The sequence below is a fragment of the Pseudoalteromonas sp. 2CM28B genome (assembly GCF_023161935.1).
In genome coordinates this window covers 96867-110859 of the sequence record NZ_JALNTH010000002.1, presented here as the reverse complement: position 1 = coordinate 110859, position 13993 = coordinate 96867, and the positions used below count along the sequence as shown (strand labels likewise).

The window sequence follows — 13993 nt, the reverse complement described above, 5'->3', positions numbered from 1 at the left end:
TTAAAACAAGCGCTGTTCTATTTTTATGGTGTCACCCGCTGCAATTTGGCTGTTTAAACTACCTTTTTGTTGCTGCTGTTTGGTTTGCTCTTTAAAAATAAATATTTTATCTTCTGAGGCTCGCTCAGTTAATCCGCCAGCCAATGCTATAGCTTGGTTAACCGTCATAGCTGGTTGGTAAGGGTACCCACCTGGCTTTTTAACTTCACCATGTATATAAAAAGGGCGGTATTCTACTACTTGGGCATACACATTAGGGTTAACTAAATAACCAGGCTGTAGTCCTTCGCTTATGGTTTGCTCAACTTGCGAAACACTTAAGCCCACTAGTTTAACTTTACCTAAAAATGGGTAATTAATCTCACCACTATTACCAAGCAGTGAGGTTACATCTAGGTCGGGCTGGCCAAATACTTTAATTTCAATTTTGTCACCCGCACCTAAAATGTAGTTTTGCGAATCGTTCGCAAAACTACAAAAGCTGAGTAACAATATTAAGCCAGTTAAAACTCTCACTTTCATTCATTTCCCTTTAGTGCAAATGTAAAATTAAGGCCAACAATTACACGGTCAAATTCAATATCCGCTTGAGTCGAATTACGGTCAATAAAATCAACATAGCCTGTTACCATACCAAAATTAGTGGCTAGGTAATTTAAGCCTAAGCGAGCATTTTTAACTTTATCTTTACGGTTAAAGTTACCAGAATACTGCTGGTCAACGTAATTGGCACTCACTACCGAGCTTAAGTAGTCGCTCCAATCATGCTGCCACGTTACACCGTAAACACTCTCGCGGATGTAATCACCTTCTAATAACGGATCTTTAGCCGCACGGCTAGTAACTAGTTGTAAGGTTGAATAGGTTAACGGCTTCCAAACAACAGCGCCTTCCCAGCTTAAGCCGCTAAAGTTATCGCGCTGGCTTGACTCAAAATCTTTATTTTGGTAGCCGATTTTAAATGAACCAGTAGTAACGGCTGTAGCTTCCCACTCCATACCTAACAATACTTTAACATCGTCTGAGTCACGAGTAATACCGTTTGAATCAATTACATCGTATTGGTAGTTTTCTTGCTTTACTTCTAAAAAAGCACGGGTACCAGCTTGGGTATTATAATAACCTGTAATACCCAGCATAGGCTTATCGTAATCACGAAACTGCGATATTGCAGTAAAGTTTTGATAATTTTTATTATAATAACCTGCAGTTAAAGCAAGCATTGCTTTAGAGCTAACAGCACCATATTCATAACGAGCTTCTAAATTTTGTTGTTGGTAGTGTGTAGGCTCGCTTATAGCAGCTCCTTGCCCTTCAGTTAAACCCGCACCACGTGGCTCGTATAACCAATCAGCATCGCCTGTAATATCTAAGCGGTGTTGGCTAGTAAACTCTTTGTGAACACCTGCGCCCAAGTTTACTTGAGTAAAGTTATCGGTAGTGTCTTTATTATGAAACGACGTGCTTGATGCAATATCAAATTTATAGCTATCAGGGCCGTCTTCAATTAATGCATTTAAACTCGGCGCTATATTCCATATTAAACGTGACTGAGTGGCAGACGGAGTCATAAAAAAGTTATCGTTGCTGCTTACGCCTAGCTGTAACGTAGGTGTAACCTCAGCACCGTCTTTGGTCATTACACTGCCTGGTTGTAATTCTACTGCTAAAGCAGGTGCACTTAAGCCTAACGCAACAAGTAAAGTAGTAATTGTATTAGTACGCATTTTCACTTTTAAATCCCTTAAAAATTGTCATAAAAATTATTTTCACATCAAACCATAAAGACCAATGTTTAATGTAATGTAGGTCGAATTCAACTCGCTTGGCCATTTTATCAAGTGTATCGGTTTCGCCACGCCAGCCGTTTATTTGTGCCCAACCGGTAATGCCCGGTTTGGTTTTATGCCTAAACATGTAAAATTCTACTTTTTGGCGGTACTCTTCATTATGTGCTACCGCATGGGGCCTTGGCCCAACAATAGACATATCGCCTTTTAAAACATTTATAAATTGCGGAAGTTCATCAAGGCTTGTACGCCGCAAAAAGCCACCTAAGGGGGTAATGCGGGCATCGTTTTTAGTTGCCTGAGTTACCACATCGCTGTTTTCGGTTACCGTCATCGAGCGGAACTTCCATACTTTTATTTTTTGCCCATCTAAGCCATAGCGATCTTGCTTAAATATAATAGGCCCTTTGGATGTCAACTTTATTGCGGCCGCTATCATCACTAAAACGGGGGCAATTAAGGTAACAATAATAGCCGAAACAACTATATCTTCTGTTCGCTTTATAAATTCGTGAGTACCAATACAAGGTGCTTCAAACACACTTAACGTATCTACATCACCGACATGCTCAATACGAGCATGTATTAAGTTCGAGAGTAAAAAATCGGGGACTATATGCACATCTACGGTAGTATCGCCTAACTGTAATAAAATATCGGCTATACGTTTTTGCGCTTTCATGGGGAGTGCAATGTAAAGAATATCTATTTCACCGTTACGTGCAGAATCAACCGCACTTTGAATACGGCCCTCAACGCCTTGTTTTTCGAGTTGTTCAAACAGGCGTTCTGGGTTTCTGTCGTCGTAAAAGCCTTTAAAATTAAACCCTAATTCGTCGTGTTTTACAATTTCAGCATGTAAGTATGCAGCAGATTCGGTAGCACCGATAATGGCAACTTTACGTTGCGATAGCCCTAGCTTACGGCGGTTACGTTTGTATAAATACACACCCAAACGCCAGATATATAAATACACTACGCTTAAAACAAACCAAATGGCTATTCCCACGCGAGAAAGTGACTCGGTAAATTTAAATAAAAATGACACAACTAATAAAAATGCAAAAGCAATGAGTACACTACCCCATGCACACATCACCATGCTTTTAAATTTACCTGCACGCCAAGAGCGATAAGTAGAAAACAACTCAGCGCTGTACAAGTAGCTAAGTGCAACGGTTAGTGCAGAAGTAGCATAAATAGGAGTGAGTTTAAAATCATAAATTAGGGCTGCACACTGAAACGCTAAAAACAACGCAAATATATCAAACAATCGGTAAAAATTGGCATCAGAGGAACCTGAGGGTTTAAAAGTCCTTGGAGATGTCATTTTGCTTAATTCCTTATAGCTAATTCAGTGTGAGTGGCACCTCACAAAATCCACGGGGATGATATAGTATTAGCCAATTTTGTTCAATTGCTGATTCCGACAAAAGTACTAAAATTCATGTTTATATCTTTTTAGCTAACTCTTGTTTTGTTCATTAAGTATCAAAAAGAATACTCGCATTTTAGTGAGGATTAATTAAATAATCCTTTAAACCAACTCCAGACACCAAACGAATATCCTTCAAAAATATCAATGCCTAATGTCGATTTAAACAAATATAAAACCAGCAATATAAATAGAATAATAAAATTAGCTGCGATGCTTAAAATTAATGCTTGAGTAAATCTTGCTATTTTTTGCTCTTTTGTGCTTAATTCACGCCTATTTCGCCCTGCCAATAGCACATAGTAATAACGATATTTAAAAAGCTTAACTACGCCTCTGCAATCAACAGCATGGTTACCCCACTGCCTTGCACCAATGGCTATTTTTAAATGAGCTAACTGCTCATCGGTAAATGTAGTTTGAACGTTTTTAGGCATTCGCTCCAGCAAACTTCTAATAGCTGGGTCTTGCTGTAAATTCGACAAAAAAGCCTCAATATATCGTGATTATTATTTACCAATTATTGTAAACAACTATTTAATAAAAAAGCCAATTAAAACTTAACTGGCTTTTTATTTGCTATAAATACTGTTATTTAAGGGTACTAGAGCGATAGGAATTATTATTTAACCAGCTTGGTAGCTCAACTGTTGGTACTGTACCATCTTGGTTAATATTTGTTTGATGGTACGAATGTTGGTTCCAAATGCGAGTTGCATTTTTCCAAGGCTTGCTGTTATCTGCAGCACCATATACTGTTACACCATTGTTAATGCTGTAACGACCGTCAAAATTGTTAGAAACAGTAATTAGCTCAGCATTATCATCGCCTTCTAAATCAACAACAATAGGATACTCCCACAGTGATGCAGTAGAATTTGCAACTGTAGATAACACCTCACCATTCACGCCATTAAGCACTCTTACTGTATAATGATCTTGAACGATTATTTCATCAATACCATCACCATTAAAGTCATAAGCACTTAAACCAATCTTACCGCTCCACTCATCATCATTAGCAACGGACCATACTAACTGACCATCTTGGTCGTACATGTCAACTGCCGTATAACCAGCGTAAACAATTCCCAGTAAATCGGTACCAAGGAAAGTTGATATTGCTTGAACTCCGCCACCTAGATTGTCTGGATTAGTCACTTCCCATTTAACATTACCATTGTGCTCAAGTACCGCAAATACGCTATCTTCTAAATTAGTGCTCGGGTTACTGACAACAATTTCAGGATCTAAATCGTCATCTAAATTAGCGACTGCACTAAACCACATACTTTCAGGTGCACCATATTGCCATAACTTAACACCATTTGAATCATACAAGCCTCCACCAGCAAATGTTTCTTGATTGTCATTGTCATCTGCGTCAAACGTAATCGGATCTATAGACCAGTTCGTTTTGTATAATAAGCCTGTTTCGTAACTAAATGTGTTATTACTTGAGATTATTTCAACTAGTCCATCGTTATTTATGTCACTCAATGAGCTAGCACCTAGAGGCTTGCCTGATTTAGTAAGTTCTTTTTTCACTTCACCCAAGTGGTTAATTATTTGTATAGTAGATGACGAGAAATCACTTAAAACAATTTCAACAACGCCATCACTATCTAAGTCGGCTGCAGCTAAAGAGCTACGCGAGTCACTAAAGACGCCACCGTTTTCGTATGCCCACAATTCAGTCCCATCAATTCCACTTAACGCTCTTACTAAACCAGCATTACTATAATTACTTCCACTAAAGGTAGTAACAAGAACATCTGCAACATCGTTATTGTTAATAATTCCGTCTCCATTATCGTCATTTAACTGGACAACAACTGGAGTAGATATTACTTGATTATGTTCCGGCATAAAATCGCTTGAATTCCATTGCCATTTTTGTTGCATTGAAAATGGAGCTATTGGCTCAGCAACAGATGGAAGATCGCCATTGAATTCGCCACCTAGCAATGCCATAGAGCCTTTAAAGCTTTGGCCAATAATTGGCATTTTAGCAGTACCGTAAGCGCCTTTAATGTCAGCATAAGGAGCAAGTATTACACCCTTCCAACGGTTACCCTTGATATCAAGGTTTTGCGTATCAGGGAAGTTAAATACGGTTTTACTTGCGTGGCGGCGTAAATGCCAAAAACCTTTTCCGCGCACATGTAAATCAGCACCACCTGTAATATTAAAAATTATAGTTGCATCGCTTGGTATACCCCATACTTTAAAGGTATGAGCACGGGCAAAATCACGGCCATCAATATTAAACACTTGTCTATCAGAGCTGCCGTCACCTTGAAGGTATAAACCACCCCATTTACGGTAAACTGTACCTGTTTGGTTTAACTGGTTTAACTCGGCGCTTAAACTTTTATAATACTCTTCTTGTTCATCAAAGTTAAATGGCATGGCCGATTCATCTTGGTTAGAAAGGATTTTAGAACCCCATTCCATACCCCAGCGTACACCCCAATGAATGTCAGTACCGCCACCAGCAATCATACTACCTACATATTGGCGGCCGTATTTAAATTTTATGCTTGATTCACTAATTAAATAGTATTCATCGCGATTATAAGGGCGAGTATAACCTACGCTATAACCTTGAAGATCGATTTCGCCAGCGGCTATTGCGCCATCAGCGCGGCCAAAGTGTGATTTAAAATCGTCAAAAACAAATGCTGAAAAATTATTGGCTACGCCTAAGTCTGCAGCCAGTGTTGTAGAGCTGGCTAAAGAAAGTGCGATCACTGCACTTATCTTTTTAAATTTAAGTAATGAGTTAGTCATTTTTTTCCTCGAAAATGAAAAGTGCATTATAGGCACCAAGTTTGAGTCATTTGTTTAATGAAAGTTAATTCATCAAGTGCTTGGTGAACATTATATACACAAATAAAATCAAAAGGAATGAAAAACACGACGAAAGTACTAATTTTTAGTACCTAGAAAAGAACGGAAACGCAATATCAATGAGTTATAGCAGAGAAAAAATCAAAATTAATTTCAAAAACCCTAAAAAACAACCTAAAGAACCAAATATAGTTAACAGGATGTTAAAAATAATAGTTAGGTAATAATATAAGAGTAAGGTTTGCTTCTCCTATATTATTATATTGAAGATTTGATGGATGATTCTTTTCGAGGAAGGACTTTTAGTAAATATTAATAGATTAGCTACTAAACTTATTCTTTATTAAAAGGTATACAAATTTAGAGTTTGTGACTAAGTATCGCTTCCACATTCTTTTAGGCTCTTGAGAAACTCGATATAACCACTCGAAACCAATGTTTTGAATCCACTGAGGAGCACGCTGCACTTCACCTGCAACAACATCTATGGCACCACCAACACCAAATATCCAAGAAACCTCTATCTCAGATCGATAATTTGTGATGAATAATTCTTTTTCTGGTGACTTTATGCCTAAAAATAAGAAATCAGCTCCTGAACGGTTAATGTCTTCGACCACCTTTTTACATGCACCTTCACTAGTAAAGTCAATATATCCATGGCGCACTCCTGCAATAACATCCCCGTGCTCACTTTTTATACGATGCTCTGCCTTATTTAATGTTTCAGGTTTAGCTCCAAAAACAAAAACCTTTTTATGAGACTGAGTACAACGTTTAAGTACATCAATAAATATATCTACACCAGTATATCGCTCAACCTTAACCCCTCTTAAGCGCAAATAAAATAAAATTCCCATACCATCAATATTTACTAAGTCTGAGTCATTTATATAATTTGCAATATCAATGTTTTCTTGAGCTGAAACTACTGTGCCCACATTTAAATCAGCTCGGACCAAGGCAGCTTTAGTTCCTACTTTTTCGAAGATCAAGTCAATACTTTCATCAGGAGTAAACACATGATATTTCAAACCAAATACAGTGTGTTTTATCATTTATAATTACCTTTTAGTTTTGTTCCAAACTCTTGCTTTTTTGTTGAAATAATTAATGACTACTTTCAGTTTGATCTTTGAATAAGTAACTAACTGAATAAATTCAAAATTAACATTAAAAGATTTGCAAAACCTTCTCCAGTGGAGATAGATTAAGGGTAAAATAGCAAGAAAATAAACTAGATAAATACTTGAAATTACGCTTCCCATAATTAGCAATGTAAACATAAAAATTGTTAAGAATATTAAATATGTAACTAATGGTGGGATAGAAAGATCACAAATTAAAAAAAAATAACGAGGATTAAGATTTTTTATTGCTCGCAGGGCTCTAGGAAAGGATTCATTAAGCAAAACATTTAAATGGCCTACTTCCCATCGAGACTTCTGTATTTGAAGCGTATAAAAGTCAGAAGGCATTACTGAAAGCAATGTGACATTAGAAAGATATTTACAAAAAACTTTCTCTTCTGCCATATTCAAACCAAGCTCTAAATCTTCCACAATACTACCAGAAGCAAAGTCAACCAGATTCATGACTCTGGACGAAAAAAAGAATCCAGACCCTTGAATATGACATGCGCCGAATAATTTATTCATACCAACTGAACGAACTGAAGTTTTTAAATACCAAGCAAAAGCAGACATTAAAGAGTTATTCTCATTAGACTTCATTAAATATCTAACCTGAAATAAATCTTCGTATTTACACTCTTGTTTAATCAGATCAATAGAGCCTTGCTCAGCAAACAGGCAATCAGCATCGATAATACCTATTAAATCGTATGCTTCTTCTTTTTGTATCAAGTAATTATACCCATAGCTTAAAGCAAAACCTTTCCCTTTATGAATTGAATCAAATCTTTCTAATATAATTACACCCTCTAAATTTAGAGAGCGAACAGCTTTTGCAGTATCGTCTGTACAATTATCTGCAACAACAACAAGAAGATCGCCTATGGATAGTTGAGAATGGACAGATTGAACAGATTTCTCAACGACAGCTTCTTCGTTATGTGCAGGCATTATTATTGCTAAACTACATTCATATTTTGTAACCTGACTACTAACATTAGCCTGAGGTTCTATTTTTTTAATGAGTGAAATTGCAAGCTCAGCCAATAAAATTATACCAGGTATGAGTGATAACCAAACTAATACCGATTCAACAGTCACATTTTAGTTCCTCTCGCATATTCCCAACAACGTTTACTAAATTATGATTCGTTACTACACTTAACCTTGCTTCATCAGCAATGTTAGCTCTTAATGTCTTCGACATTTTTGAAAAACTAATAACTTCCTCGGCCAGCTTAATGTGGTCATTTGCAGGTACTAACATCCCGTTAATGCCATGCTTGATTAGTTCGGGGATACCGGAAACATAAGTTGATAGTACAGGTGTCTTAACCATCATTGCTTCCATTATTGAAATAGGTAGTCCTTCCATATAACTAGGTAAAACAAATAAATCTGACTGAGCTACAATATCCAGCACCTCGTCTGTGGATTTCCAGCCCATAAAAAGTATATTTTTGGTTAATCCATATTCCTTGGCTTGTTCTTTAACTATTTGAAGTTCTTCACCTCCCCCAATAATACGTAAGTAGAATTGACATGATGAGTTAAGCTTTACATACTTTAAAGATTCTAGCAGGGTGAAATACCCTTTTTCAGGACAAGCCCTCGCTACAATTACGAGATTTAGTAAAGTAGCATCTTTATTCTGCAAAACAACTTCAGCTTGATGCTCGATTACTTCAATACCACATTTTGAGACAATTACTTTATAATGTTCTTTGAACGGTACTTTTCGTTTAACCTGTGCAGCAATGTATGAGCAAACACAAAATATTTTAAAAGATTGCTCTACTTTCCTAGCTATAGAATAGTCTTCAAAGTTATCGAGCTCATCTGCACCATGTATAGTGAATGAAAAAGGTAATTTCAGCATTTTAGCTGTAAACATTGCAACATCAGCTGAGTTAGTCCCGAAGTGCGCATGAACATGATTAACATTTTCTTTTTTATATTTTCCAGCTAAGCAAATAGCCTCAACAAAATAAATTATGGTTTTAAGCTTTCGCCTTGACTTTAAAGAATAAGGTATTAGAAGCTTTATACTAGCCCAGATCCCTTTAGCCGTTAAACCCTTAATTAAATAACAAAAAACCTCACTAAAGTTACTAATAATATAGTGGGTTTTTACCTCTTCCTCTAAGTCAGTGGTATCAACTAGCCCCTCAGGTGGCCGTCTTATTGACGCTCTCAATACTGTTTCATTCTGACTTTCCATTTCTAGTACTTCTCTGCGAATAAAAGTATGTGAAATTTTAGGGTATTGATTAATTACATATAAAATATTCACCTTTCGATGACCTCCATGTATACAAAAAAATTATAAGCCAAAGTTTCCAATCAAATAAGACATTAATCTTATGTTATAGCTAATAAAAAATAAGATGAACAGTAAGTGAATAATTCGCATGAGCTCCCCTCATCTAAATTTGAAAAATAAGAAAGTAATAACTGAAATAATTAAGCTCATTATAATCAGAAAGTTTTCAAAAGCCCACAGTTAAGCAAGCTTCAAAACGGTTAGCCCCAACTCAAAAAATTGAGTTTTGCGTATAAATCATATAAAAATTTAAGGCCCATACACATCAGAAACTCATTCAGCAATATGTTGGTATATAATTAAGAGTTAGTATAACTCAATATAGTACCTACAGCCCTATTATAGTTTGTAAATACACCGCATCTTAGTGATGAAACTTAAGAAAAGTTGTAATAACTATAAACTTTTTTTAGGTACCTTAGCTATAATCTCAGCTTATTTTAATTAAACTCTTTCAAGATATTATCAATTATGCGTTCGCACGCTTTACCATCGCCATAAGGATTATGTGCACGGCTCATTGATTGATATTCTTGAGCATTCGTTAGTAAGTTATTTACCGCACTCACTATGCGGGCTTTGTCTGTACCTACTAATTTAACTGTTCCGGCCTCTACAGCTTCTGGGCGTTCTGTGGTGTCACGCATAACAAGTACAGGTTTACCTAGGCTTGGCGCTTCTTCTTGAACACCACCTGAATCGGTCACTATTATGTGTGCTTGATTCATTAAGTACACAAATGGTAGGTAATCTTGCGGCTCAATTAAATGCACATTATCAACATTTTTTAATATGCGGTTTACTGGTTCGCGTACATTTGGGTTTAAATGCATTGGGTATAAAATTTGTGTATCTGGGTGCGCGGTTGCAATTTCTACTAGCGCCTCACAGATACGCTCAAAACCGCCACCAAAGCTTTCACGGCGGTGCCCTGTAACTAAAATAAGCTTTTTAGTTTCATCGAGTTCTGGAAATTTAGCTTTTAGTTTTGAGATTAAAACCGTGTCGGTTTTTACCTTATCAACCACTTGTAATAATGCATCAACAACGGTGTTTCCAGTAATTACGATACTGTCAGTATTAACTGCTTCATTGAGTAAGTTTTGCTGCGATGTTTGCGTTGGTACAAAATGTAACTTGGCAATTACACTGGTGAGTTTACGGTTACCCTCTTCCGGCCATGGAGAACTTAAGTTGCCTGTGCGTAAACCTGCTTCTACGTGCCCAACTGGAATTTGCTGATAAAACGCAGCTAAACTTGCTGATAACGTGGTACAGGTATCGCCATGAACAAGCACTAAATCGGGTTTAAACTCTTCGAGAATAGATTTTAAGCCTAATAAAATATTTGTTGTTACATCATAAAGGCTTTGCCCAGGTTTCATAATATTTAAATCGTACTCTGGTACAATTTCAAACAGGTCTAAAACTTGGTCAAGCATTTCACGATGCTGGGCTGTAACACATACTTTAGCGTCAATCCCGCCTGCCGCGTTTAGTGCTTTAACTAGCGGTGCCATTTTAATTGCTTCAGGGCGAGTGCCAAATACGCTTAATATTTTAATAGCCATGATTTCCCTTAATTTTTTATTCTCCGGTTTTGCATAACTTTATGCATTTGCCATTAATTGGGTAAATTCTTCACCTAATAGGCTTGATTGCATTGCATACTCTACATTTGCGAGCATGTAGCCTAGTTTTGAGCCGCAGTCTTGCGTCTTACCTTTTAAATGACACGCTTCAATTGTTTCAAGATGACGTAACTGCAGCAATTCAGCTGTTAATTATATGCACAAAAAACAATAGCGCCGATTGACAAAGAGAATAATACAAACACTGGATGTGAGCCATCCCAAATGGATAACTCCTATAAATACAGAATGTTATAAACGCTGATAAGTTTATCTCAATACAAACATGCTTTTTAAGCTTTATTTCAGCTTGACTGTAGTCTCCAATCCTCCAATTATAAAGTAATACTAAAGCGCCAACCTTTATGTTAATTTTTTACCAGCACATTTAGGCAAATGCCTTCTAATCTTATCCATAAATAAGCTAAGATACTCAGACACCTTTACTAACACTATAAACAAAAACATCAACGTTAAGAAATGGATAATTAACGGGTAAAACTCGAGAAAGAGAATGATTTTTACCTTTAAAGACAACTCAATTTTAGGTTTCTGTTAAAGCTCAATATACCACGCCACTGCAAGGCAACTGAGTAAAAATTACAGCATTATTGTGCGGGTAGTCGCGTCCACCCACTAAGAAACTGTGTAATATAATCTAAAGTAGTCATTCCTGAGTCAGCTTTTAGTGAATCGAGATTAACAACTTTAAGCCCACCAGCATACTCAATCATAGCTAGCTCATTATTACAGGGAGAAAAAGCCATATCGGCAACCCCAACACCAACATCAACAAGAACTTCTTGCCAAGTGACTCCAGCATCAAAAGTAATATAAACTTTACCTGTATTATTATTACTCCACCCGTTTACGCCGACAGCGATAACTGAAGGCTGGGTTGGATGAACGGTAATTCCTTCAACAGTTCCTTCACCCGGAAACACATTTAATAGTTCCCAAGACTCATCAAAAGAGCTTTTAACGTAAAGCTCAGGGGATTTCCCTCGCTGCACTCCAGCATATAACATTCCAGATGAAGAAAAAGCTGAATCAAATATCCCCATAGACTCAAGCCCGTCAAGATGCCAAGTATTACCTGAATCATTAGAAACAAACATACCAACTGCATGAGCCCCCCAATAAATGACACCTGCATTTATAGGGTCTATGGATAAAGCGTTATAAATCCTTTTGCTTTGTGGTTGACCAGTGGAGCGCTGCCAATTAACCCCCCCGTCGATAGAAACATATAAGCCATGTCCATCGATCCCTAAATATAATCGATTAAAATCATTATCAGTATTAATACTGTTTGGCTCAAACTCTAAAGCACGAGCAAAACCTTTATGCCAAACAGTATTGTCTGTCTTATAATCAATTGGCAGGCCGCTTGTGACAATAGTCCAATTTAACCCATAATCTGAACTCATAACAATTTGATTAGCTTCACTATCCCAAGGGCTATTCGTAGCAACAATATGGTCGCCAATGCTTACAATATTCCACATGTGACCAGCAACTGAACGATGCACGTTATAGTTTGGTGAATTTGGAAGAAGAGAAAAAGGCTGAGAAACCGTAACCGTATCGGCTAATAATTGCGACCGGTATCGGATTATACCAACATCCATAGATGCTGTTAATAAATCACCTTTTTCAGAATATATGACACTTGAGCCAGCACGATTGGAAGCCCCTTTTAGAGAGTCTTCTTGCCATGTTAAACCACTGTCATTCGTTCTCCATATCCCCCAGTAAGTCGTCATAAAAAATGAATTGGGGTTTTCCGGATCAATGTAGATAGACAAAATTCGATCTAAAACCGTATTTTTCCATCTTCGTGTAGGGTTTTCAGTTGAAAAATCAAGGTCACTTAACTGTAAAGCATGCCAAGTAGCGCCAACATCATCAGTATAAAGCATGCCAGACTTCCAACCATCAAACCATGCAACCAATACTCTTATAGAACTCTTACTCGTTGTTGCAACTGCAACACGATGTAATTTTGCTTGGCTCGGTAAATAACTAGCAAGATAAATATCACTCCACTCATTTGCGCCATCGGTTGAGTATCGCAAGGTTTTATTACCAACCGTAAAGATATATTCTTTATTATCAGAGTGAATCGATGTCATATCCATAACAGATATAGGAGCTCTTTCAACAAGCTGCCAAGCATCGTTAATTTTTTGAAACAAAACCCTTTCAACGGCTGAGCCAACCGTTAATAACCGATTGTAACTATGAATTAAAACAGATTTCACTGGTTCATTATTGTGGGTTTGACCTATCAGTGATGCCCCTTCTGTACTGGCAGCGAATACCTCCCCACCCTGAGTACCAAAGTAAAACTTATCTGGATCAGTAGAGTCTATTGAAAGTGAACGGTAGTTATCCCAACGAATAAATGATTTATCACTACCCACTTTGTCTAAAAAATGCCACGTTGTTGCATTATCTTCTGTGCGATAAATCCCCTTAGCGGTGGCTGCGTAGCCAACATTGGAGGCTGCGGCACTAAAAGTAAGACTAGCAAGGCTTAAGTTGCCAAGGCCATTATTCGATTTATGCCAATAATTATCACTAATATCAGACTTCCAAGCACCTGCTACATCTGAAATAACGAATAATTGACCATTGTTTTTGAGAATTTGTGGATAAGCTCCGCCACCAGACCAAGATAAATCCTGATCAAAAGAATTACACTGTGGCGCCGCTACAGCTGGAAAGAGTAGGCCAAAAATAAGAAAAACGAGCATTGTGAAAAAACACTGAGGATATGTCATACAACAGATACCTATTTACAGACCTGATCCCTTAATAACAAA

The 13993-nt window shown here is 37.2% G+C and carries 10 protein-coding genes and 1 pseudogene; all 11 read right to left on the bottom strand.

What is annotated here, in order from left to right:
• Window positions 1-522 carry a polysaccharide biosynthesis/export family protein gene (locus tag MTN96_RS03005; protein ID WP_248530704.1) on the bottom strand — a complete coding sequence of 174 codons (522 nt, stop codon included), beginning with the start codon at window positions 520-522 and terminating at the stop codon, window positions 1-3.
• Window positions 519-1733, bottom strand: coding sequence for an outer membrane beta-barrel protein (locus MTN96_RS03000; RefSeq protein WP_248530703.1), 1215 nt, complete (start codon window positions 1731-1733; stop codon window positions 519-521). Before MTN96_RS03000 ends, MTN96_RS03005 begins: the two co-directional genes overlap by 4 nt.
• Entirely contained in the window at window positions 1717-3120 is a 1404-nt protein-coding gene (locus MTN96_RS02995; RefSeq protein WP_248530702.1) for an undecaprenyl-phosphate glucose phosphotransferase, read from the bottom strand. Before MTN96_RS02995 ends, MTN96_RS03000 begins: the two co-directional genes overlap by 17 nt.
• 191 nt (window positions 3121-3311) lie before the next feature.
• The gene (locus tag MTN96_RS02990) at window positions 3312-3710 is read right to left on the bottom strand and encodes a 3-phosphoshikimate 1-carboxyvinyltransferase (RefSeq protein ID WP_248530701.1); all 399 of its coding nucleotides are present in this window, start codon (window positions 3708-3710) and stop codon (window positions 3312-3314) included.
• Window positions 3711-3816: 106 nt separating this feature from the next.
• Window positions 3817-6018, bottom strand: coding sequence for a choice-of-anchor A family protein (locus MTN96_RS02985; protein WP_248530700.1), 2202 nt, complete (start codon window positions 6016-6018; stop codon window positions 3817-3819).
• 380 nt (window positions 6019-6398) lie between these two features.
• Window positions 6399-7136 carry a WecB/TagA/CpsF family glycosyltransferase gene (locus MTN96_RS02980; RefSeq protein WP_138596530.1) on the bottom strand — a complete coding sequence of 246 codons (738 nt, stop codon included), beginning with the start codon at window positions 7134-7136 and terminating at the stop codon, window positions 6399-6401.
• Window positions 7137-7142: 6 nt separating this feature from the next.
• On the bottom strand, window positions 7143-8312 hold the full coding sequence (locus tag MTN96_RS02975) for a glycosyltransferase family 2 protein (protein WP_248530699.1): 1170 nt from the start codon (window positions 8310-8312) through the stop codon (window positions 7143-7145).
• A complete protein-coding gene (locus tag MTN96_RS02970; RefSeq protein WP_138596534.1) occupies window positions 8302-9504 on the bottom strand; it encodes a glycosyltransferase family 4 protein in 1203 nt (400 codons plus the stop codon). Before MTN96_RS02970 ends, MTN96_RS02975 begins: the two co-directional genes overlap by 11 nt.
• Before the next feature lie 470 nt (window positions 9505-9974).
• Complete coding sequence (gene wecB / locus MTN96_RS02965) at window positions 9975-11105, bottom strand: non-hydrolyzing UDP-N-acetylglucosamine 2-epimerase (RefSeq protein WP_248530698.1); 1131 nt, start codon at window positions 11103-11105, stop codon at window positions 9975-9977.
• A 39-nt stretch (window positions 11106-11144) separates the two neighbouring features.
• Window positions 11145-11318: pseudogene (locus MTN96_RS02960) on the bottom strand (UTP--glucose-1-phosphate uridylyltransferase); the annotation flags it as partial.
• A 455-nt stretch (window positions 11319-11773) separates the two neighbouring features.
• Window positions 11774-13951 (bottom strand): hypothetical protein, encoded by a 2178-nt coding sequence (locus MTN96_RS02955; RefSeq protein ID WP_248530697.1) that lies wholly within the window; start codon window positions 13949-13951, stop codon window positions 11774-11776.
• Between the last annotated feature and the right edge of the window lie 42 nt (window positions 13952-13993).